The organism is Halomonas alkaliantarctica (assembly GCF_029854215.1).
Lineage (GTDB): Bacteria > Pseudomonadota > Gammaproteobacteria > Pseudomonadales > Halomonadaceae > Vreelandella > Vreelandella alkaliantarctica_A.
On the sequence record NZ_CP122961.1, the window covers coordinates 3,014,434 to 3,035,527 of the forward strand.

The following is a 21,094-nucleotide window of genomic DNA, read 5'->3' on the forward strand; positions in this document are numbered from 1 at the left end:
GCACACCTCACTTCTGCTCAAATCCCGCTAAAAACTGCTTAAGCAGATCATCGAGTTGCGCTCGTTGCTCTTCAGTCAGGCAACCCACTAGCTGCGCCTGTGTGTCCACGTGGGCGGCCACTGCTTCGTCGATCAAATCAAATCCGTCTTGAGAAAGAGAGATTAAAAAGCCACGACCATCATTAGGGTTTTTGACTCGCTCGATCAAGCCCGACTTTTCCAACTGGTTGATACGGTGAGTCATGGTGCCCGATGTCACCATTGTGGACGCCATCAAATCCCCCGGCGATAGCGCGTAGGGTGCCCCCTCACGGCGAAGAGTTGCCAGCACATCAAAGCTCGCGTCATTAAGACCATATTTCGCCCAGGTCTTTTCCATTGCGCGCATTAAAGTATGGTTCAGCCGTTTGACTCGCCCAATGGTACCCATCGGCGAAACGTCAAGGTCGGGCCTCTCCTGTCGCCACTGTTTAAGAATGTTGTCTACATGATCCATCAGCGTATTCTGCGCCTAATTATCTTGACGTCAAGATTAATCGCACATACCTTGATATCAAGATATTTTCAAAAAACGGTACGAATGAGAACTTCGCCAATGACGTTATCAAGCACTGCCCGCACAACTCACTCACTTAAAAAATCTTGGCTTGCCCCACTGCTATACCTGCTAGCCGGCGGTGCCTTGCTGGGTCTATCGACTAATTTGGCGAAACTTGCCGGTGACATTCAGCTACCGGCGCTCGCTTTTCTGTTTTGGTCAATTTCAGGGGCGGCGCTTATTCTATTAGTTCTCGCCGCCTTCCGCGGCAATCTGCCGCCGGTCAACGTTCGCACCGTTGAGTATTACGCTATTTCAGGGCTGCTGGGCGTAGCGGGTGCCAACCTGCTGTTTTTCTCTGCGGTCCCCCATGTGGGTGCTGGGTTCGTGGCATTAATCATCACCCTGCCACCTCTGCTCACCTATGTCGGCGCACTAGTATTAAAAATGGAGCGGTTCCAATTGTTGCGTGCGGCGGGAGTAATATCAGCCCTGGCAGGGGCCGTCACCCTAGCCTTCCATAAACTTTCTGCGCCTGATGCTGATTATCTCTGGATTCTCCTCGCTTTAATCGGGCCCGTACTGCTAGCCATCGGCAATCTTTACAGAACCTTGCGCTGGCCAGAAGGCGTATCCAGCGATGCACTGGCGCCGGGGATGCTCATTGCCGCTGCCGTTATTCTACTCAGCGTGGGGTTTCTGCCGGGCTTCTCACTGAACGTTACGACAGACCGCTCCCTGCCGATCATGCTGATAGCCGTTCAAGCGTTGGTCTTCGCAGGCCAGTTTTTACTGCTCTTCCTGTTGCAGAAAAGTGGTGGCCCGGTGTTTCTGAGCCTGTTGGGCTCCGTGGGCGCCATAGTGGGTGTCCCGGTCGCCATCGTGTTGCAGGGAGAAGCCGCCCCCGAGGGCTTGCTACTAGGTACTCTTTTAATTGGTGCAGGTATTGCCCTGCTTAATATTGGCAAAGCCAAGCGTTTTCCAAGCGGCCAAGCTAAGGAATAGGATGAAGAGGGTGTTATTAGGAGTGACTAGAAGCGCTTGCAAAAGCAATATGGGCTCGTTAATTAATGGGTATAGAATTTGGCAAGAATCGGGAATAGAAGAGTTCAGCAGAATCATTAAACGATGTTAGTTGTATAGCTAAAGAACGCTCCGCTCCATATAGTGAGTCCCGCCCTCGGTTTTACGCACGCGAAACCCCATACGCTCGTATAGCGCGATTGCTGGGTTGATACAAAACACACGCAGCCGAAGTAAGCGGATGCCCGACTGCTGGGCGATTTCATTCGTGTAGCGGATTGCCGCTGAACCTAAGCCTTGACGCTGCCACAGTGGGGCAATCTGCAGCTCTCTAATATAGTAAGCGTTTTCATCGTGATTTATGCATAGCAGCCCCACTCGTGAAGCGTTTATGACTAACTCGTAGCTATCTAACTCACCCCACTGTTTATCAAACAGCGCTGTATCCCAGCGCATATCCAACTGTTTGTAGTAGGCTGACATATTCTGAAGAATTATGTTTTCCGCGAACGCTTTGTCATTTGTCGGCCGAATAATAGGGGTTATATCCATTCTCTAACTACTTCGTTCAGACAATTTCTCCAATAAGCACTTTATTGGCATCCGCTATCTCATACTGATTAAACACCTGAATATCATGTTCACGGAGCAGGGCAGCTGTCACCCCCATGCCCGGTATTTTTTTGCCAGAGAAAGTACCGTCATAAATAGCGGAGCTTCCGCATGAAGGGCTGAACTCAGCAAGCACTGCAATATCGATATTGTATTTATGACACAAGTTCAAGGCGATAGAAGCACCTGCTAAAAACTCATTGGTTACCTTGCCCCCAGCTTTTTCGATAACATCGACCTCGCCATTTAATACGCTCTCACCGCTGCCATTGAAAATCTCTGCGGGTGGTCTGGGAATGCTCATCCCTGCCTCGACTTCAGGGCAGACAAAAACAATTCGACCTTCCGAACGCCATCGCTCAACGATCTGATCATCCACGGAAAGGGCACCACCATCATAGCGAACCTTTTTACCCAAAAGATAGGCGCTCATTAATACTTTTCTCAAATTGCCGGTCTCCAGTACGGTGGTTAACTTAAAACTGATACTTCATATGCCCTTAACTGAGTGCTCTCTTCTTATTATCACCCATCAAACTTTAGCTGTTTTCAAAAGTAGACGTCGATGATGTCCTGCTTCGCGCTTGAAGCCACTGACGCACTATTTCAATGCCTTCTTCATTCACTAACAGCCCCAAGTGCGATGTGCCGGGGACAGTGACGATATCGGCGTCAGGGACATGCGGTCGAACGGTAGACTCAAAGCGATCGGCGAAAAAGGCTTCATCCTCGGCGCCGGTTAGGAAAAGGCTCGGCACATTGATAGAACGAAGGTCATCGGGGTAGTTAGAGGGATTAAACCCCGTCATCAGCCGATAAGAATAAGCCAGTGTCTCTGACCCATCCCGATACTCAGGAGGTAAGTTAAATCGCAGCACGGTCGCGCTATTCAAGCCTTTCACGCCAAGCCTGTTGAGAATAGATAGCGCAATAATTTTAGCCACACTCGGCTCAGCCCATCCCCCCGAGTTATTACGAACGGTAGAGGCGTCGTGCCCCAGATAGGGTGCCAACAGGAGGTATGCAGCGGCAAGGTGCCCGTACTCCCCACCAGCAAAGCGTATAGCAAGTCCTCCGCCTGACGAATGCCCACCTACCACTAATCTGTTTATTGCTGAGTTTTCCGTTTTGACGTGATAAATAAAATCAGCCAGATCGTCCTCAAGCTGATGGATATAGTCGATATCGCCGCGCCGAACAGGAGATGGCCCATGCCCTCGAATATCAGGGGTGTAAACAGCGGCGGCGCCTGAAGCTGCCAATCCGCGAGCAAAGGTTGCCAGATATCGACTGTCGGTACCTGAGCCGTGCACGAGCACCAGCGTCGTGTCGGATTCACTTGAATAATGCCGATATGAAAGTGTGGTGCCATCCCTTGCTTCAAACGGCTGAAGTGCTGGCAGTGTGCCTGTTGCGCCTTGCTCAGACACTAACGCTTCGAAATCCAAGCCGTTCGCATTAGTGCCTGTCGACATTATTAAAAATACTCCTATCACCAAGGCCAGCATATATTGTCGCACTGCTCTCTCCTGACCGCATACGCCGGGCAAAGCGACGGCTAAGCTTTCGCTACAAACTTTAAACCAAAACGCCAAGGCACTGCCATGGCGTTTATTATTTTCCCTCGCTACATGACACACTACCCCAGTTGAAACGGGTAAACCGGGCCAATTTTCAGCAGTTGAGTGAGTTCATCCAGTGCGGCAAGTGACTCTTCCGCCAGCTGTGGGTCGGCCAAATCATCCGGGGCAAGGCGATTGCGGTAGTGGCGCTCCACTCACGCGGTTAGATCAGCGTACAGAGCATCGGTGAGCAGCACACGGCCGAGCAGCTGCGAGTTGAAGAGATATGAGGCCACTGCGTCTTCCATGCTCACCGCTTCCAAGGGCACGCGCACCAGTATCAGCGGGCTGGTCATTTTGGCACGAAGTTCGTCAAGCGTGCCCTCTTCGTCCAGAAAGGCCATTTCGTGGTAGAGCAACACGGGGCCATTGCCCACCGCAATGACATCGTTATGGAATACACCCGCATCGATAGCATCCGGGTGCTGCTGGGCAAATACCGTTTGTGCTTCCGTTAACCCATGCTGGCGGGCCACCGCTTGACTGGCTTCCAGGGTTTGTCGAGCAGGAAAGCGCTGGGGTTCGCGCTCGCCGCTACGGGTGTTGAGAGAAGTGCTGTTCGTCACGAAAGGTTGCCTGCAGCACGCGGCCAGTCGTTTGCGGCTCCAGGTAACGGTGAAAGCTGGACTGTAGATTGGCTGGGGTGAAGTGTACCCGGCTATCGGGTGCATCCATGCTGGGGGTAATAGTGCCCGCGTTAGCCGTCCACATACTGGAACCGCAGCAACTGTGGGGCCTCACTAGCGGCGCGTGCCAGCACTTCATGTTGCTACCGCTAAAACCTAAATCGCGAAGTGCGCCAATGTCCGGGCGCTGTTGAGGCGGCAGCACACCCTGGGCATCGTCCGCGGCGGCGAAACCCTCAAGGCTCACCGTGACCGAATTATGGCCAACACCCGGCAATCGCGGCACTTCGCCGGCCTGGAGACCCTCGAACTGCGCGACAAGCGCCCTATTCTCTACAAGGTGCAACGCTTCGGCGACGGCTACTCCATCACCTGCCGCAAGATCGGTGCCAACGACACGCTATTCTGCGACTGGCTTCACGAGAGTCAGCGCATCAGTACTGTGGCGCGGCCTCTCCCGCTCCTACTTTGGACGCGGCTACCTCGAAGAGGTCAACGCCGGGAATGCCAACACCTCCAACTGGCTGCAGGGCGGCGGCGACATCGACCCGGGCAATCCCGTCTACGAGAGCCTGATCCCCGATGCCAAGGTCAAGCGTGACAAGCAAGCAATCACCACCGAGGAGATGTACAAGGACTACGATCTCTATCTCAACACCATGAAAGGCGGGCCCGGTTTCGGCGCCCCGCTGGATCGAGACCCACACAGCAGAGAGGCTGACATGGAGTCGAGGCCCATGTCAGCTTCAGACCAACCCTTTTCTTCCTATAGACGTTTTAATCATCCAAGGCTTACAGACGTGCCCAAAGCGGCCCATCGTCAGTCGGCATCGCCTCATCACTAGGCTTTTTACTTTCAGGGTAAACGTAGCTGAAAATCTCACTTGTAGAGGACCTGTTTCTGGAAAAAGATCGCAGCGTTTATTTCAAGCCCCGAAATTTATCAAACCGATGTGCTGTAGCGAGATATAAAAACCACTAATGAATAAATCACAAAACCAAACTTAGTATGCTTCCAAAAAAACGTAAAAGTTAATAATAGCTAAAGCTACGAAAAACTTACCAGCTCGTCTTCAGAACATACCAAATCTCAAAATCTGCATTGCCCGTTACAGCAGCAAGCACGGCTCGACCAATTATATTTATCGCCATTTATTAGCTGTAGCTGCATGTACTTTTGTGTGATTGATCTAAATCAATTCAAGACATTGTAATGGGCCTACACTGAATATGGTTGATTGCTTCTTAATCATAGGTCGGAGACAGCGTATGTCAGATGAAAAGCTCACTTCATCAAATCCTGAAGAAGATCTAGCGACACGGTTCCCTACAGCCTACTCAATTCTCTTCCTGCTAATTATTCTTGTAGCGGCGCTGACCTGGATCATTCCTGCCGGGCAATACGAACGTACGATGAACGAAGAGGTCGGACGCGAAATTGCAGTACCTGGCACCTATGTAACGGTTGATTCAAACCCGCAAGGTTTTGTGGACGTCATGCTGGCCCCCACGGCGGGTTTCTATGATCCCGACAGCTATGTCGCCAATGCCATCGACGTTGCCTTATTTGTGCTGTTTTTGGGTGGCTTCTTAGGCGTTATCAATGCTACCGGAGCAATCGACACGGGGATACGTAACGTGATGCATCGGCTGGAAGGCCGAGAGATCTGGATGATCCCCATCCTGATGACGCTGTTTGCCCTCGGAGGCACCACCTACGGAATGGCAGAAGAGACTCTGGCCTTCTATGCCATTCTAATCCCCATCATCATCGCTGCTGGCTATGATGCGATCACAGGAGTCGCCGTGATTCTGATCGGCGCTGGTATTGGTGTGCTGGGCTCCACCATCAACCCCTTCGCTACTGTCATTGCCTCTAACGCAGCGGATATTCCTTTTACAGATGGAATTGTACTTCGGCTAGTGCTGCTGATTGGCGGGCTGGTGATTAGTTCAGTCTACGTGATGCGCTACGCCAAACGCATTAAGTCGGATCCTGCTCGCTCCGTTGTGGCCAGACAACTGAATGCACACCGCAAACTCTTTCTACAGGGACACGACGAGCTGGAAAATTTTGATCTTTCAGGCACTCAGAAAATTACCCTTGTTATTTTTGCTCTGACCTTCATCGCGATGATTTGGGGCGTCTCGTCCCAAGGCTGGTGGATGGCTAGGATGGGCGCACTTTTCTTTGGTTCCGCCATTGTGATCGGCATCATCGCTCGGCTGGGCGAGAAAAAGCTGACCAGTAGTTTTGTCGACGGCGCCCGCGATCTGCTCGGCGTAGCCCTGGTCGTTGGTCTGGCCCGCGGCATCGTGGTGATCATGGAACAAGGCATGATTGCCGATACCATCTTGCATAGCGCCGAAAGCACATTAGGTGGACTGCCTGAACTAACCTTTATCAATTTGATGTTCTGGATCGAGGTAGGAATGAGTTTCTTCGTACCCTCCTCATCCGGACTTGCCGTGCTATCCATGCCTATTTTAGCGCCCTTGGGCGACTTTGCTGACGTGGGACGTGACTTAGTGGTAACTGCTTACCAATCAGCCAACGGCCTGGTTAATCTGATAAACCCGACCTTTGCTGTAGTGGTCGGTGGCCTAGCGATAGGCCGTATTTCTTATGACCGTTGGCTAGTATTTATCTGGCCTCTCCTTCTTATTTTGACTGTTTTTATCAGTGCAGTTATTAGCATTGGTGCATTTCTATAAACAGGGAAAAGGAGTATCCGACATGTCAGAACACACTTTGGGCGTTCACTCGGAAACTGGGACTTTACGGCAAGTTATCGTCTGCCGCCCTGGGCTAGCCCATAGAAGACTGACTCCCTCAAACTGCGATGCGTTATTGTTCGACGATGTTTTCTGGGTCAAGCAGGCACAGAAAGACCATGACATATTCGCCGAGGTAATGCGTGAACGTGGTGTGGAGGTTCTGGACGTTAACGACCTGCTAGCGACAACGCTTGATATCCCCGAAGCGCGTACTTGGGTTCTAGACCACAGGATTACCTGGAATCATATCGGGGTAGGCATGGTATCCGACCTTCGCGCATGGATGAACGAACTGCCAGGTAATACGCTGGCGAAATTTCTCATTGGTGGTTTGGAAGTAGGAGACCTGCCTTTCGACCCATCTGGGCTGTTCGGTAACCATCTGGGGCCTCACGGTTTTGTGCTGCCGCCACTGCCCAACTTACTGTTCACCCGAGATAATAGCGCCTGGATTTATGGCGGTGTCACCCTGAACCCTATGTACTGGGCTGCGCGCAAACCAGAGACGCTACTAATGAGCGCGATCTACCGTTTCCATCCAAAGTTTGCCGGCAAGGTGAACGTGCATTGGGGCGACCCGCTTGAAGATCATGCGCTGGCGACCCTGGAAGGAGGGGACATCATGCCGGTGGGTAATGGTGTCGTGCTGGTGGGAATGGGGGAACGATCCTCACCGCAAGCCATTGGCCAGCTGGCCAAGACGCTTTTTGCTAACGGCACTGCAGAACGGATAATTGCCTGCCAGATTCCCAAGACCCGTTCTGCCATGCACCTGGATACCGTGTTTACCTTCTGTGGCGGCAATGTAGTGACCACTTTCAAGGAAGTCGCAGATGAAATGGTTTGCTACGACCTGCGTCCGGGGGAAGGCAGCAAGCACCTGTCGTTCTTCCAGGATAGTCGCCCGCTGTTTGATGTTGTTGCCGATGTACTTGGTTACCCGTCCCTGGAAGTGGTCGCCACGGGTGGCGATACCCCTGCCGAACGGGAGAGAGAACAATGGAATGATGGCAATAACGTGCTAGCACTGAGTCCGGGGGTCGTCATCGGTTATGACCGCAACGACGATACCAATGCTGCGCTGGAAGCCGCTGGCATAGAGGTACTGGCCATACCCGGAGCGGAGTTGGGCCGGGGCCGGGGCGGTGGGCGTTGCATGAGCTGCCCGACAATACGAGATACAGTCTGACAAGGAAGGAGCAGAACCATGGCTTTCAATATCAAGAACCGGCACTTCCTGACCCTGAGGGACTTTACGCCCCGAGAGATCGGTTTTTTGCTCAAGCTTTCCACCGACCTGAAAACAGCCAAGTATGCCGGCACCGAAGTACCGCAGTTGCAGGGCAAGGACATAGCGCTGATCTTTGAAAAGAACTCAACCCGAACCCGCGTAGGCTTTGAGGTTGCAGCGTTTGATCAGGGCGCCCGAGTAACCTATCTGGGCCCCACGGGCACCCATATCGGCCACAAGGAATCCGTCAAAGATACCGCCCGTGTGCTCGGCCGCGTTTACGATGCCATCGAATACCGGGGGTTCGGCCAGACGGTGGTTGAGGAGCTGGCGAAATATGCCGGAGTGCCGGTTTACAATGGGTTGACCAATGAATTCCACCCCACACAGATCCTCGCAGACTTCCTGACCATGCAGGAAAACGTGGAAAAGCCGCTGCGGGATGTTGCCTTTGTATTTATCGGGGACGCTGCGAATAACATGGGCGACAGCCTGCTGATCGGCGGCACCATGATGGGAATGGATGTGCGCTTGTGTGCGCCCAAGGCCTGTTGGCCCAGCGAGGCTATTCAGAATGAAGCACAGACCATTGCCAGTGAGACCGGCGCACGAATCATGATCACGGAAGACATTGATGCTGCGGTGGCAGGCGTAGATTTTGTCTACACCGATGTGTGGGTGTCCATGGGTGAGCCGAAGGAAAAGTGGGCAGAGCGAATCAAACTGTTACAACCCTACCAGGTCAATACTGCCCTGATGGAGAAAACCGGCAACCCCCGCGTAAGGTTCATGCATTGTCTGCCGGCCTTCCATAACACCGAGACCACCATAGGCAAGGAAATACAGGCCGAGTTCGGCATCGACGCCATGGAAGTCACCAACGACGTCTTTGAAAGTCCCGCCTCTATCGTATTTGATCAGGCGGAGAACCGAATGCACACCATTAAGGCGGTGCTCGTCGCCACTCTTGGAAACTGATTCGAGGAGCATGACATGCTTGTAGTAGCAGCTCTGGGAGGCAATGCCCTGTTACGGCGAGGAGAGCCCCTGACCGCCGAGGCCCAGCGCGCCAACGTGAAAATTGCCGCCGAATCATTGGCCGAAATCGTCCGCGCCGGCCACCAGTTGGTAGTCACTCACGGCAATGGCCCCCAGGTAGGCTTGCTGGCGCTTCAGGGCGCCGCCTATAAGCCGGACGAAGCTTATCCCCTGGATGTACTGGGCGCTGAAACAGAAGGTATGATCGGCTACATCATCGAGCAGGAACTGGAAAACGCCCTGGACCATAACAGACCTGTGGCCACCCTGCTTACCCAGGTTCTGGTCGACAAGGATGACCCCGCCTTCAGCAATCCCACTAAGTTTGTCGGGCCAGTTTACGAAAGGGAAGAAGCTGAGACCAAAGCCGAAGCCGCCGGTTGGCACATCGCCCAGGATGGTGACAAGTGGCGGCGGGTAGTGCCTTCGCCCAAGCCCTTGGAGATACCCGACATGAGGGTGCTCCAGCTGCTGCTGGAACAGGGCGTTGTGGTGATCTGCGCCGGAGGCGGTGGTATCCCCGTTCTTCGCCGAGAGAACGGCAGCATGATCGGCATCGAAGCCGTGATCGACAAAGACGCCGCCAGCGCGCTTCTGGCCAGCCAGCTGGGCGCAGACGCTTTGCTCCTTCTCACTGACGTGGACGCCATCTACCGTGACTTCGGTAAGGACACCGCTACACCTATCCATAAATTAACGCTGGATGAAGCTCGCAAGCTGAACCTGCCAGCTGGTTCTATGGGGCCAAAAATAGACGCCGCGTGCAATTTCGCTGAAAGCGGAGGCATCAGTGGTATCGGCCGCCTAGAGGATGCACTAGATATTCTTAAACTACGGACGGGCACTTGTGTTGCTAGCTAACGCTTTTTACTGCTTATTGCAGACTTAACGAGAATGTGTAGCTACCGAAGGACGCCTTCATCAGTTCTCACAGCCTACCCCAACTGAAACGGGTAGACCGAACCAATCTGCAGTAACTGCGTCAGTTTATCCAGAGCAACCAGCGACTCTTCCGCCAGCTGTGGGTCGGCCAAATCATCCGGGGCAAGGCGTTCGCGGTAGTGGCGCTCCACCCACGCGGTCAGATCAGCGTACAGAGCATCGGTGAGCAGCACACGGCCGGTGAGCGCTGCACGTTCGGCGTTCGTTAGCACCACGCGCAAGCGCAGGCAGGCGGGGCCGCCGCCGTTGCGCATGCTCTGCTTGACGTCTTTGACGACCACTTCGCTAATCGGGTTATTGCCCGCCAGTAAGTGGTCTTGAATAGTGCGCCATACTGATTCTCGCTCCTGGCATTCGCCGGGTACCACTAGGGTCATAGTGCCGTCGGGGTTGGATAGCAGCTGCGAGTTGAAGAGATATGAGGCCACTGCGTCTTCCATGCTCACCGCTTCCAAGGGCACGCGCACCGGTATCAGCGGGCTGGTCATTTTGGCACGAAGTTCGTCAAGCGTGCCCTCTTCGTCCAGAAACGCCATTTCGTGGTAGAGCAGCACGGGGCCATTGCCCACTGCAATGACATCGTTATGGAATACACCCGCATCGATAGCATCCGGGTGCTGCTGGGCAAATACCGTTTGTGCCTCCGTTAACCCATGCTGGCGGGCCACCGCTTGACTAGCTTCCAAGGTTTGCCGAGCAGGAAAGCGCTGGGGTTCGCGCTCTCCGCTACGCACGTCACCAAACGTCTGGCGGCCATACACAAACAGATGAACGCCGGGTTCGCCGTGCTCACCGCATAGTCGGGTGTGATTGGCCGCACCTTCATCTGAAAAAGCTGGGGTGGCGGGCAGCACTGGGTGGTGAGAGAAGTGCTGTTCGTCACGGAAGATTGCCTGCAGCACGCGGCCAGTCGTTTGCGGCTCCAGGTAACGGTGAAAGCTGGACTGTAGATTGGCTGGGGTGAAGTGTACCCGGCTATCGGGTGCATCCATGCTGGGGGTAATAGTGCCCGCGTTAGCCGTCCACATACTGGAAGCCGAGCATACCGCCCGCAGCAACTGTGGGGCCTCACTAGCGGCGCGTGCCATCACTTCACTGTTGCTACCGCTAAAACCTAAATCGCGAAGTGCGCCAATGTCCGGGCGCTGTTGGGGCGGCAGCACGCCCTGGGCATAGCCTGCGTCCATCAGCGACTTCATCTTAAGCAGCCCCTGCAGCGCGCCCTCTTTTGGGTTGGAGACCAGACCACCGTGACTCATGGATGCGACATTGCCCACGGCCAACCCAGAGTAGTTGTGGGTTGGGCCGACTAGTCCGTCAAAATTGACTTCCCTAACGCTGCTGATGTCGACGGTACTCATAGGCTGACTCCCGGCGGCAGGGTCTCGGGCATCTCCAGGCTGTCGGCTTCCATGGAGGCCACCGGGTAGGCGCAGTAGTCTGCCGCATAAAAAGCACTGGGACGGTGATTGCCGCTGTCACCCACACCACCAAATGGTGCATCGCCGGATGCGCCGGTGGTTTGGCGATTCCAGTTGACGATTCCGGCGCGAATACGCAGCAGGAAGTCGTCCCAATCGGCTCGATCGCCGCCGATTAAACCGGCGGAGAGCCCATAGCGGGTGTTATTGGCAAGCTCAAGCGCTTCATCCCAATCGCGATAGCGGTGAATTTTCAGCAGCGGGCCGAAGTGCTCCTCGTCCGGCACATCAAGACCGGTCACGTCAATCAGTGCGGGACTTAACAGGCTGGTGTTCTCTTCCAGGCGCTGCATGCGATTGATCACCGTGCCGCCCATAGACTCCAGCTCATCTTGCGCCTTAAGCAGGCCGTCCGCCGCCGCTACGCTGACCAAGCCACCATAGAATGGGGCAGGGTTTTCTTCGAACTGGCCTGCCACGTGTAGCTTAGTGATTGCTTCTGAAAGCGCATCGATCAAGCGATCACCGACGGCACCTTCCGGCACCATTAAGCGCCGCGCGCAGGTGCAGCGCTGGCCGCCGGAGAGAAACGCCGACTGCAGAATGGCCAACACCGCGGCACGCTCGTCGTCGACATCCTTCACCACCAGCGGGTTATTGCCGCCTAACTCCAGCGCAAGGATTTTATCCAGCTGTCCGGCAAACTGCTGGTGCAGCATGCCACCCACTTTGGCGCTACCGGTAAACAGCAGACCATCAATATCAGGGTTACCTGCCAACGCTTGGCCTACCGGCACACCACCCTGCACCAGGTTAATGACGCCTGCAGGAAGCCCGGCTTCCAGCCAGCACTGAAGGGTCAAATCCGCGGTCAGCGGGGTCTGGTCGCTGGGTTTGAAGACCACACAGTTACCCGCCAATAGCGCAGGCACCATATGCCCGTTGGGCAGGTGGCCAGGGAAATTGTAAGGGCCAAACACCGCCATCACACCATGAGGACGGTGGCGCAGCACCGCGTTTGCACTACCCACCGCTTTTTCCCGTTCGCCGGTGCGCTCGTTATACGCTTTAACCGACAGCGCCACCTTACCCACCATAGCGCCCGCTTCGGTGCGTGCTTCCCAGAGCGGTTTGCCGGTTTCAGACGCAATCGCCACGGCCAAGTCTTCACCGCGAGCTTTCAGCACCTCGGCAAAACGCTCGACAAGCGCCTGACGCTCGGCAAAAGGTGTGCGCGCCCAGCCGGGGAAGGCACCGCGGGCGGCTTTCACAGCGGCCGTGACCTGCTCAGAGCTAGCCGTCGCTGCTTGCCATAGCGACTTGCCAGAAACAGGGTCGTGCTTGCTCAAAGGCTCTGCGTCGCCTGCGACCCAGGCGCCATTGATCAGTTGCTGCTGTTGGGCGTGCATAAAAACTCTCCTGTAAACATCGCCTAGGAAACCTCTGATTAACTATTGCGCTTGGCCATACTGCGTTAAAAATCGCCTCAAAATGCTCATTTACACCCCGTAAACTCCGCTTTTTCGTTGATTTTTGCCTTGTCTGGCCTGCGCTCATCACATTAATCAGAGGTTCCTTAGGTCTCGAGTAGCCGTAGGCTATCGCCGGTGACAACGCCTAAGCGCTTCGCTTCTTGTTCGCTAAGCACGATAGTGTTGTCTTCAGTGGGCGCGCGGCCTATCCAACTGGCGGTAAAGTGCAGCATCTGGGTGGTAGCGGCCAGCCAGCGGCTGACGCTCTCTTCGCTTGCCCCGGCAGATACTTCCACTTGGCAAAGCCGTGAGTTGCGGATGGCGCGTACGTCGTCAATGTAAGCTTCCACCGTGGGGCCGCCATCGAAAATATCGATATAGCCCTCCCAGCGCAGCCCCTCTTTCTTAAGCATTTCCAACGCCGGGCGGGTATGACGATGCACCTGACCAATGCAGGCCCGCGCCTCTTCGGCCATAAAGGTGGTGTAAATGGGGAACTTGGGCATCAGCTCGCCGATAAAGCTCTTCTGCCCCAGGCCGGTTAGGCGGTCAGCTTCGCTGAAATCCATAGGGAAGAAGTGTTTGCCCAGGCTCTCCCAGAAAGGGCTGGTGTTGTTCTCATCAAACACCCCGCGCATTTCCGCTAATACTTTTTCGGGGAAACGGTCCCGAAACTGGGCAATAAATAGCCAGCGTGCTTTGGAGAGCAACGCGCCGTTGCGCAAATGCTTGTTGGCTTCGCCGCGGTATTCTGGTCGCAGAAACAAAGAGCACACTTCAGCGTCACCGGTATGGTCGGAGCTTAAAAACAGTGTATCGATGGTGCGGTGCAGATCCAGCTGAACCGAGGAATGGGCCAAAGTGCCCAGACGATAGTTGTAGAACGGCACTTCACGGCCAACCTGCCCCTCAATGGCGCAGCAGCCCGCCAGCTCGCCGCTTATTTCATCCTCCAGTACAAAGAAATAAAGCCGGTCATCCACCGGGGTGCGCTCTTCAAAGGCACTGGCAGCCGCTTCAATCTTACCGGCTAGAAACTCGCGGTTATCCGGCAGCGAGGTAAAACCAACCCCTGCCTGCTGCGCAAGCGCCTGAAGCCCATCCAGATCATCCCGGGCAATGGGTCGAATGCGCATTACATTTCTCCTTCGTCGAGCGCGTCTACCACGCTGGGTAGCGTCAGCGGCGCGGCAAGCACCGCCCGCCCTTCCGTGACGCCCAACCGCTCGGCGTGCTCCGCGGAGAGCATCAACTGGCCCGTGGGTGACAGCGCGTAGCGCGCAACGATACAACGAAACTCGCCCAGCTTTTGATTGGCAACCAGCGCGGGCTCGGCATCGGGCAACGCGTGTTCAGGGCGAATGCGTACCGGGTGCCAGGCGGCACTGCGGAAGGTTTCCAGCCGTTCGCGCTCGGCTTTAACAATCGGCCCGGCGTCGAAAATATCCACATGTCGCGAGCGCACAAAGCCCTCCGCCAGCATCTCTTCCAGCGCCTCTTCGTGGGCGGGGTGCTCTCGGCCAATCGCCGCCCGTGCCTGGGGCGTTAGCAGCGGCAAATAGAGTGGAAACTGGGGCATGACTTCGGCGATAAAACTTTTCGAGCGTACCCCGGCAATATGATTCATATCCTGGAAGCTGCGAGCGAAAAAGTGCCGCCCGACGCTCTCCCAGAACGGCGACTCATTGCGGATATCGAGATAGCCGGGAAACGCCACCGCCAGAATGCGCGAAAAGCGCTCGGGATACTGGGCGATAAACATCAGCCGCGCCCGGCGCAGCAGGCTCTCGGCGCTGGTGCCTTTATAGCGGGGATTAAGCGAAAAGGCGCACAGCAGGGTGGCGTCCGAAACTTCATGGGAAAGCGCCAACGTCTGAACTTCGCGGCGTACGTTCAACTGCTGAGAAGCGTGAATCAGCGTTTCCTGGCGATAGGTGTAATAAGCCTCATTGGCTCCCGCCTGGGCGCGAATGGTGGCCGTACCGAGCACTTCCTCGCGTGAATCGTCAGCCAGCACAAACGTATAGTGCTCGTTTTCTGGAAACTCGACGTCGCCGTTAAAGGCGTCTTGGGAGCGTGCAATGCGCTCCTGAAGCCGCTCACGGTTGGCGGGCAAGTTGGTCAGCTTCGGCACTGCATGCTCGGCTAATTGCTCAAGCGCCGTGAGATCAGACGCTTTAACGGGTCGAACTACCAGCATCCTCGACGCCCCCTCTTCATTTAACACGACTGACGCAGCCTGTTGCTCACTCATCCTGCCGCAACTAACCGCTCAATCGCACGCTCTAAGCGCGCCATGCCCTCGGCGATATCGGCTTCAGGAATGACCAGAGAAGGTGCCATGCGCAGCACGTTCGGCCCGGCAATCAGTGCCATCAAGCCCTCTTCAATAGCGAGCGGGAGAATGTCTTTGGCGCGGCCTTCATAGGCATCTGACATTTGCGCACCGATCAATAAGCCCATACCGCGAATCTCTTTAAACACGCCGTGCTTGCGGTTGATGGTTTCTAAGTGCTCGCGGAACAGGTCGTGGCGATGCTTAACGCCTTCGAGCACCTCAGGGGTATCGATAAGCTCCACCGCCGCCAGGGCAACGGCTGATGCCAGCGCATTGCCGCCGTAAGTAGAACCGTGGGTGCCAACCACCAGTGATTTAGCAACCGAGTCGATTGCCAGCATGGCGCCAATGGGGAAACCGCCGCCCAGGGATTTGGCACTGGTAAGAATATCCGGTGTAATGCCGTAGTTCTTATAAGCATAGAGTTCGCCGCTACGACCAACGCCGGTTTGTACTTCGTCAAAAATCAGCAGCGCATTGTGCTCGTCGCATAGATCGCGCAGCCCTTGGAGGAACTCTTGAGTGCCGGGCACGATACCGCCCTCGCCCTGCATGGGTTCAACCATAATCGCGCAGGTGTCGTCGCCCACCAGCTTGCGCACGCTTTCTAGGTCGTTGAAATCGGCGTGGAGAATACCGCCCGGCACCGGGCCAAAGCCCTGAGAGTACTTAGGCTGTCCACCCACGCTGACAGTAAAGAAGGTGCGACCATGAAAAGATTGGTAGAACGAGATGATTTTATCTTTATGTTCACCGTGATTATCCACCGCCCAGCGGCGAGCAAGCTTAAGCGCAGCTTCGTTAGCTTCACCACCGGAAGAGCATAAGAACACCTTATCGGCGAAGGTGCGCTCGACCAGCGTCTTGGCCAAATTCAGCGCTGGCTCGTTGGTATACACGTTGGAGAGGTGCCACAGCTTCTCGCCCTGCTCTTTGAGCGCATTGACCAGTACCGGATGGCAATGGCCAAGAGAGTTAACCGCGATGCCCCCGGCAAAATCGATATATTCACGCCCCTGTTGATCCCACAAGCGGCTACCTTCACCACGCACGGGAATGACCTGCTGCGGTGAGTAGTTGGGCGTCATGTAGTGGTCGTAATCTTGACGGCTTGGGATATGACTCATGGGACGCTAGCTCCAGTGGAGGAAAGTAGTGACAACAGTATAAGGTGGCAAAGAGTCCACGTGCTTTCAGCAATGGGACGGCAAATTATGAATAGCGACTTATCGGCGTACCACTAAACCGCCTTGAAGAACTCTAAAAGAGCCCCATACTTATTAGCAAGCTATGCGGTTATTCGATGAGTTGAGTTGCATAGTGATGAGCAGCGACACTCAGGATGAGAGGAGACCAACGCATGCAGATTGATCTAAACGGTAAGCACGCCATTATCACCGGTTCGACGGCAGGCATCGGTTTTGCGATTGCTCAAGGGCTCGCCAATGCGGGCGCTAACGTGGTCGTAACAGGCCGCACCCAGTCGCGGGTTGACGAAGCCATCGCCGCGATCAAAAAAGATTCTCCCAATGCCAAAGTAGAAGGCGTTGCTGCAGATCTTGGCACCTCTGAAGGCTGCCAAACGCTTATCAAACAGCAGCCCAGCGCGGATATCCTGATCAATAACGTAGGCATTTTCGGCCCGCAGGACTTTTTCGACGTTGACGACGACACTTGGCAGCAATTTTTCGATATTAATATCATGAGCGCAGTGCGGCTTTCCCGTCACTACGCCCAAGGTATGCGCGAACGCGACTGGGGTCGTATTCAGTTTATCTCCAGCGAGTCAGGGATCAACATCCCCAGCGAAATGGTGCATTACGGCATGACTAAATCGGCGCTGCTGTCTGTTTCACGCGGGCTAGCGAAAGTGCTTAGCGGCACCCAGGTTACTGTGAACGCCATTCTACCTGGACCGACGCGCTCTGAAGGCGTACTCAAGATGATTGGGGAAATGGCGGAAAAAGAGGGTATTTCCCAGCAAGAGATGGAAGAGCGCTTTGTAAAAGAGAACCGCCCCTCCTCCATCATTCAGCGCTTAGCAACCCCAGAGGAGGTCGCTAGCATGAGCGTCTACGCCGCCTCCCCCCAAGCCAGTGCCACCACCGGGGCGGCACTACGCGTGGAAGGTGGCATCGTGGATACGTTAACCTGAGCCCTCTAAGCTTATGCTTCTAAACTTATCTTTCTAACCTTATCCTTCTAACCAAGTCGCTCTTCTCGCGGTGTCATACCGAAATGGTGACGGTAGGCGGTAGAAAAATGCGCGCCCGAGGAAAATCCCGTGGCAAACGCAATATCGCCTACCGGCCGGTCACTATCGCGCAGTTGTTTGCGCGCCTCTTGTAAGCGTAAATCCAGGTAGTAGCGACTAGGCACCGCCTGTAGATACTTCTTAAATAGCCGCTCCAACTGACGCCGGGAGATGCCTAGATGCTCGGCAAGCTCCAGGGTCGAGAGTGGCTCTTCAATATTGGCTTCCATGAGCGTGACGGCATCCACCAGGCTTTGCGGCGCATGGCCCAGGCGGCTACGCAGGGGCACGTGTTGGCGCTCATCTGCCAAGCGAATACGGTCGCAAACAAATTGCTCCGACACCTGCTCTGCCAAGCGGGGACCATGATGCTGGCCAATCAGCGTGAGCATCAGATCCATGGCCGCGGTACCGCCCGCACAGGTCAGTCTGTCGCGATCAATTTCAAACAGCTGTTGAGAAAGCGTCACTTGCGGGTAGGCCTGAGAAAAAGCCTCAAACCGCTGCCAGGGCAGCGTCGCGCGATAGCCTTCCAGCAACCCACAGCGCGCCAATACCTCAGTTCCCCCGGCTAACCCACCCAATGCCACACCGCGCCCCTGATGCCCCCGCAGCCATTCATTCAGCTTTGCGGGCAGCGTATACGGCAGCGGCGTTGGCGCGCATATCAACAGCAGGTCGAGCGGACCTAAGGCGGCACCTAATGCGTGCTGGGCAATCAGCGAAAGCTGGGCGCTGCTACGGACGGGCTCATCGTTGAGGCTTAATGTGACGGTGTGGTAAAGCATCTGCCCACTCAGCTGGTTAGCCATTTGCAGCGGTTCCAGTGCGCTGGCATGGGTCAATAACGAGAACCCCGGCAGCAGCAGAAAGGCCACTCGCCGACGGGGAGTGCCTGTTTGAGAGGTTAACGGGTTGGGCTGCATGATAACTGACTGCGCTGCATAAAAATCCGCCGTGGGTAAACGACTATCTTACCCAATTGCGTAGAGGATCGCAGCGTTATGACCATTGCAGCAAAAACGTGACGCATGAGTGCAATTTGCCGGGCGCAGGGCCCGGCAAAAAGAGAGCACGGTTAAGCACTAATTACCCCGATTAATAATGCCTAACACGATGATACTGACCACAATCACCCCGACAATGATGACCACCAGAGGGAGTAATTTATATAAACCGCCCGGTCGCTGCTTAGCTTCGGGCTGTAGATGCGGTTTTGAGGTTTCATAATCCTCTGGTATCCGCTCATTGATAATATGCTGCTTCTCTTCTTCCGGGGTTTTGCTTTCCCTAGTATCCATAAACACCTCCCGCGTTCCGGTCGAATTCGGCGGCGCTTCCGCCTCTGTGAATGGCTTACAGATTCACGACATCAAACGTAACCTCTGGATTGACGTCGGCATCGTAATCTACGTCGTCACGCTCAAAGCCAAACAGCTTCAAGAATTCGTGCTTATAACCAGCATAGTCGGTAATCTCGAATAAGTTTTCGGTCGTCACTTCCGGCCACAGATCCTGACACGCTTGCTGAACGTCGTCGCGCAGTTCCCAGTCATCCAAACGCAATCGCCCTACCTCATCAGTTACCATTTCACCGCGCTTACCTTGGGGTGAGTAGAGCTGCTCGCCGAACAGACGGTTTAACTGATCGATGGTGCCTTCGTGCAGGCCCTGCTCTTTCATGATGCGGTAGACCATGGCGATATACAGCGGCATTACCGGAATGGCAGCGCTCGCCTGGGTGACCACCGACTTGAGTACCGCCACATTGGCACCGCCACCGGTCTCTTTCAGCTTGGCGTCGATAGCCGCGGCGGCGCGGTCAAGGTCTTCCTTGGCTTTACCCAGCGCACCGTGCCAGTAGATTGGCCAAGTGATTTCAGTACCGATATAGCTAAACGCCACACTACGTGCACCTTTTGCCAGCACACCTGCTTGGTCAAGCGCTTCCATCCACAGTTCCCAATCTTCGCCGCCCATCACGGTGATGGTGTCGTCAATTTCCTGCTGGGTGGCTGGCTCTACTTCTGCTTCGATAATCGCGTCTTTATTAGTATCGATAGCGGTGGCGCGGTAGGTTTCGCCAATTGGCTTGAGGCTCGAGCGCTTGAGTTCGCCGCTATCCGGCAGTTTGCGAACAGGTGATGCCAGTGAGTAAACCACCAGATCAATCTCACCCATGTCCTGCTTAATCAGTTCAATGGCTTTTTCCCGTGCTTCATGGGAGAACGCATCGCCGTTAATCGACTTGCTATATAGCCCTTCCTGCTTGGCAAACTTATCGAAGGCGGCACTGTTGTACCAGCCTGCGGTGCCGGGTTTCTTATCAGTAGCAGGCTTTTCAAAGAACACACCCAGAGTGTCGGCACCGTAGCCAAACGCTGCTGTGATCCGCGCGGCCAAGCCATAGCCACTTGAAGCCCCAATGACGAGTACTTTTTTTGGGCCAGCCTGCTTATCCAAACCGCGAGCACGGGTCGCTTCAATCTGCTCGCGGACGTTCTGCTCGCAGCCGATGGGATGAGTAGTGGTACAAATAAAGCCGCGTACTTTGGGTTTAATAATCACAGAGAACCTCTTTATCGGATTGATTTTGCTTTTGACATCATAACTAGCAATATCGTTTTGCCATAGTTTTTAACATGGTTTTTGACATAGCAATGTCATGACTCAGTGGGGCTATTCTAGCGGTCCACGTGCGCCCTGTCCGCTCTTGAGCTACTGTCTACCATTGAGATGCAGCCACTTTCGCGTCACGATAACCGCTTAAGCAACAACTTCCCTAATGAGGCGACCATGAATGCGCAGCAGCTAGTAGATGAACGCGGCGATCTTTGGCTGGCGCTTGCCCCGCTGTGGCTGGATCGTGAACCCAGCGAGCGCGATTACGTGCGTATGGTCGAGGTCGTAGAACGCTATGACATGACCCTTAATGAGCTTGAGTGGATGTTCCGGCTGGAGATGGCGCCTGTGATGTCTCGCCATCAGCTCTCGATTGCCAGCGAGTGGCGACAATTTGACGACTATAAGCTGATGAAGCAGTTGGTCAATCACAACATGCGTTTGAAGGGCTGGCGCCGCAAAAGCTGGGCACTGTTTTCAGGTTTAACGACCATGATGGTGCGTCACCGCTGGAACGCACTCATGAGCCGCGTGGCAGTCGCACGGGGCGAGCAGCTATAGATAGAGCGTGTGTCAA

General features: G+C 54.9%; 23 protein-coding genes. 8 read left to right on the forward strand and 15 right to left on the reverse strand.

The window, feature by feature from the left end; all coding sequences use genetic code 11:
• Positions 1–7: 7 nt before the first annotated feature.
• Entirely contained in the window at positions 8–496 is a 489-nt protein-coding gene (locus QEN58_RS13825; RefSeq protein WP_280104206.1) for a MarR family winged helix-turn-helix transcriptional regulator, read from the reverse strand.
• A 99-nt stretch (positions 497–595) separates the two neighbouring features.
• Between QEN58_RS13825 and QEN58_RS13830 the strand changes: the two genes are divergently transcribed.
• Positions 596–1,543 carry a DMT family transporter gene (locus QEN58_RS13830; protein WP_280104207.1) on the forward strand — a complete coding sequence of 316 codons (948 nt, stop codon included), beginning with the start codon at positions 596–598 and terminating at the stop codon, positions 1,541–1,543.
• A 138-nt stretch (positions 1,544–1,681) separates the two neighbouring features.
• Here QEN58_RS13830 and QEN58_RS13835 read toward each other — a convergent pair whose 3' ends face one another.
• From QEN58_RS13835 to QEN58_RS19470, 6 genes are all read right to left on the reverse strand, one after another.
• On the reverse strand, positions 1,682–2,113 hold the full coding sequence (locus tag QEN58_RS13835) for a GNAT family N-acetyltransferase (RefSeq protein ID WP_280104208.1): 432 nt from the start codon (positions 2,111–2,113) through the stop codon (positions 1,682–1,684).
• 16 nt (positions 2,114–2,129) lie between these two features.
• Entirely contained in the window at positions 2,130–2,636 is a 507-nt protein-coding gene (locus QEN58_RS13840) for a 2-thiouracil desulfurase family protein (RefSeq protein WP_425270333.1), read from the reverse strand.
• 76 nt (positions 2,637–2,712) lie between these two features.
• Entirely contained in the window at positions 2,713–3,648 is a 936-nt protein-coding gene (locus QEN58_RS13845; RefSeq protein WP_280104210.1) for an alpha/beta hydrolase, read from the reverse strand.
• 164 nt (positions 3,649–3,812) lie between these two features.
• Positions 3,813–3,950: an N-succinylarginine dihydrolase gene (locus QEN58_RS13850; RefSeq protein ID WP_280104211.1), complete on the reverse strand. Its 138-nt coding sequence runs from the start codon at positions 3,948–3,950 to the stop codon at positions 3,813–3,815.
• Complete coding sequence (locus QEN58_RS19465; RefSeq protein ID WP_341870821.1) at positions 3,951–4,361, reverse strand: N-succinylarginine dihydrolase; 411 nt, start codon at positions 4,359–4,361, stop codon at positions 3,951–3,953.
• On the reverse strand, positions 4,330–4,707 hold the full coding sequence (locus QEN58_RS19470) for an N-succinylarginine dihydrolase (protein WP_341870822.1): 378 nt from the start codon (positions 4,705–4,707) through the stop codon (positions 4,330–4,332). Before QEN58_RS19470 ends, QEN58_RS19465 begins: the two co-directional genes overlap by 32 nt.
• Positions 4,708–4,807: 100 nt before the next feature.
• Between QEN58_RS19470 and QEN58_RS13860 the strand changes: the two genes are divergently transcribed.
• The 5 genes from QEN58_RS13860 (at position 4,808) to arcC (ending at position 10,329) form a co-directional block, all read left to right on the forward strand.
• The gene (locus QEN58_RS13860) at positions 4,808–5,266 is read left to right on the forward strand and encodes a hypothetical protein (protein WP_280104212.1); all 459 of its coding nucleotides are present in this window, start codon (positions 4,808–4,810) and stop codon (positions 5,264–5,266) included.
• Positions 5,267–5,690: 424 nt separating this feature from the next.
• Entirely contained in the window at positions 5,691–7,136 is a 1,446-nt protein-coding gene (locus tag QEN58_RS13865) for a YfcC family protein (RefSeq protein ID WP_280104213.1), read from the forward strand.
• Positions 7,137–7,158: 22 nt separating this feature from the next.
• Entirely contained in the window at positions 7,159–8,388 is a 1,230-nt protein-coding gene (locus QEN58_RS13870; RefSeq protein ID WP_280104214.1) for an arginine deiminase, read from the forward strand.
• Between the two features lie 18 nt (positions 8,389–8,406).
• Positions 8,407–9,408: an ornithine carbamoyltransferase gene (gene argF / locus QEN58_RS13875; RefSeq protein WP_280104215.1), complete on the forward strand. Its 1,002-nt coding sequence runs from the start codon at positions 8,407–8,409 to the stop codon at positions 9,406–9,408.
• A 15-nt stretch (positions 9,409–9,423) separates the two neighbouring features.
• Positions 9,424–10,329 carry a carbamate kinase gene (gene arcC / locus QEN58_RS13880; RefSeq protein ID WP_280104216.1) on the forward strand — a complete coding sequence of 302 codons (906 nt, stop codon included), beginning with the start codon at positions 9,424–9,426 and terminating at the stop codon, positions 10,327–10,329.
• A gap of 74 nt (positions 10,330–10,403) precedes the next feature.
• On the opposite strand, the gene astB is transcribed toward arcC, so the two are convergent.
• The 5 genes from astB to QEN58_RS13905 all read right to left on the reverse strand — a co-directional run bounded on the left by astB (position 10,404) and on the right by QEN58_RS13905 (position 16,768).
• Positions 10,404–11,771, reverse strand: a complete 1,368-nt coding sequence (gene astB, locus QEN58_RS13885) for an N-succinylarginine dihydrolase (protein WP_280104217.1) — start codon at positions 11,769–11,771, stop codon at positions 10,404–10,406.
• The gene (astD, locus tag QEN58_RS13890) at positions 11,768–13,240 is read right to left on the reverse strand and encodes a succinylglutamate-semialdehyde dehydrogenase (RefSeq protein WP_280104218.1); all 1,473 of its coding nucleotides are present in this window, start codon (positions 13,238–13,240) and stop codon (positions 11,768–11,770) included. The genes astB and astD overlap by 4 nt, the downstream gene beginning before the upstream one ends.
• A gap of 167 nt (positions 13,241–13,407) precedes the next feature.
• Entirely contained in the window at positions 13,408–14,439 is a 1,032-nt protein-coding gene (gene astA / locus QEN58_RS13895; protein WP_280104219.1) for an arginine N-succinyltransferase, read from the reverse strand.
• Complete coding sequence (locus tag QEN58_RS13900; protein ID WP_280104220.1) at positions 14,439–15,503, reverse strand: arginine N-succinyltransferase; 1,065 nt, start codon at positions 15,501–15,503, stop codon at positions 14,439–14,441. The genes astA and QEN58_RS13900 overlap by 1 nt, the downstream gene beginning before the upstream one ends.
• A 50-nt stretch (positions 15,504–15,553) precedes the next feature.
• On the reverse strand, positions 15,554–16,768 hold the full coding sequence (locus tag QEN58_RS13905) for an aspartate aminotransferase family protein (RefSeq protein WP_280104221.1): 1,215 nt from the start codon (positions 16,766–16,768) through the stop codon (positions 15,554–15,556).
• Between the two features lie 233 nt (positions 16,769–17,001).
• Here QEN58_RS13905 and QEN58_RS13910 point away from each other — a divergent pair, with 233 nt between their 5' ends.
• Positions 17,002–17,796 (forward strand): SDR family NAD(P)-dependent oxidoreductase, encoded by a 795-nt coding sequence (locus tag QEN58_RS13910; protein WP_280104222.1) that lies wholly within the window; start codon positions 17,002–17,004, stop codon positions 17,794–17,796.
• Between the two features lie 47 nt (positions 17,797–17,843).
• Here the strand turns inward: QEN58_RS13910 and QEN58_RS13915 are convergent, their stop codons facing one another.
• The 3 genes from QEN58_RS13915 to fabV all read right to left on the reverse strand — a co-directional run bounded on the left by QEN58_RS13915 (position 17,844) and on the right by fabV (position 20,463).
• Positions 17,844–18,821, reverse strand: a complete 978-nt coding sequence (locus QEN58_RS13915) for a GlxA family transcriptional regulator (protein ID WP_280104223.1) — start codon at positions 18,819–18,821, stop codon at positions 17,844–17,846.
• A 159-nt stretch (positions 18,822–18,980) separates the two neighbouring features.
• Positions 18,981–19,196 carry a hypothetical protein gene (locus QEN58_RS13920; RefSeq protein ID WP_280104224.1) on the reverse strand — a complete coding sequence of 72 codons (216 nt, stop codon included), beginning with the start codon at positions 19,194–19,196 and terminating at the stop codon, positions 18,981–18,983.
• Between the two features lie 55 nt (positions 19,197–19,251).
• Positions 19,252–20,463: an enoyl-ACP reductase FabV gene (gene fabV / locus QEN58_RS13925; protein WP_133730020.1), complete on the reverse strand. Its 1,212-nt coding sequence runs from the start codon at positions 20,461–20,463 to the stop codon at positions 19,252–19,254.
• A 228-nt stretch (positions 20,464–20,691) separates the two neighbouring features.
• Here fabV and QEN58_RS13930 point away from each other — a divergent pair, with 228 nt between their 5' ends.
• Positions 20,692–21,078 carry a DUF7079 family protein gene (locus QEN58_RS13930; RefSeq protein WP_280104225.1) on the forward strand — a complete coding sequence of 129 codons (387 nt, stop codon included), beginning with the start codon at positions 20,692–20,694 and terminating at the stop codon, positions 21,076–21,078.
• The last annotated feature ends 16 nt before the right edge of the window (positions 21,079–21,094 follow it).

Coding starts and splice junctions, on each gene's coding strand:
- QEN58_RS13825 (WP_280104206.1), bottom strand. CDS start 496: ATGGATCATGTAGACAACATTCTTAAACAGTGGCGACAGGAGAGGCCC.
- QEN58_RS13830 (WP_280104207.1), top strand. CDS start 596: ATGACGTTATCAAGCACTGCCCGCACAACTCACTCACTTAAAAAATCT.
- QEN58_RS13835 (WP_280104208.1), bottom strand. CDS start 2,113: ATGGATATAACCCCTATTATTCGGCCGACAAATGACAAAGCGTTCGCG.
- QEN58_RS13845 (WP_280104210.1), bottom strand. CDS start 3,648: ATGTCGACAGGCACTAATGCGAACGGCTTGGATTTCGAAGCGTTAGTG.
- QEN58_RS13865 (WP_280104213.1), top strand. CDS start 5,691: ATGTCAGATGAAAAGCTCACTTCATCAAATCCTGAAGAAGATCTAGCG.
- QEN58_RS13870 (WP_280104214.1), top strand. CDS start 7,159: ATGTCAGAACACACTTTGGGCGTTCACTCGGAAACTGGGACTTTACGG.
- argF (WP_280104215.1), top strand. CDS start 8,407: ATGGCTTTCAATATCAAGAACCGGCACTTCCTGACCCTGAGGGACTTT.
- arcC (WP_280104216.1), top strand. CDS start 9,424: ATGCTTGTAGTAGCAGCTCTGGGAGGCAATGCCCTGTTACGGCGAGGA.
- astB (WP_280104217.1), bottom strand. CDS start 11,771: ATGAGTACCGTCGACATCAGCAGCGTTAGGGAAGTCAATTTTGACGGA.
- astD (WP_280104218.1), bottom strand. CDS start 13,240: ATGCACGCCCAACAGCAGCAACTGATCAATGGCGCCTGGGTCGCAGGC.
- astA (WP_280104219.1), bottom strand. CDS start 14,439: ATGCGCATTCGACCCATTGCCCGGGATGATCTGGATGGGCTTCAGGCG.
- QEN58_RS13900 (WP_280104220.1), bottom strand. CDS start 15,503: ATGCTGGTAGTTCGACCCGTTAAAGCGTCTGATCTCACGGCGCTTGAG.
- QEN58_RS13905 (WP_280104221.1), bottom strand. CDS start 16,768: ATGAGTCATATCCCAAGCCGTCAAGATTACGACCACTACATGACGCCC.
- QEN58_RS13910 (WP_280104222.1), top strand. CDS start 17,002: ATGCAGATTGATCTAAACGGTAAGCACGCCATTATCACCGGTTCGACG.
- QEN58_RS13915 (WP_280104223.1), bottom strand. CDS start 18,821: ATGCAGCCCAACCCGTTAACCTCTCAAACAGGCACTCCCCGTCGGCGA.
- QEN58_RS13920 (WP_280104224.1), bottom strand. CDS start 19,196: ATGGATACTAGGGAAAGCAAAACCCCGGAAGAAGAGAAGCAGCATATT.
- QEN58_RS13930 (WP_280104225.1), top strand. CDS start 20,692: ATGAATGCGCAGCAGCTAGTAGATGAACGCGGCGATCTTTGGCTGGCG.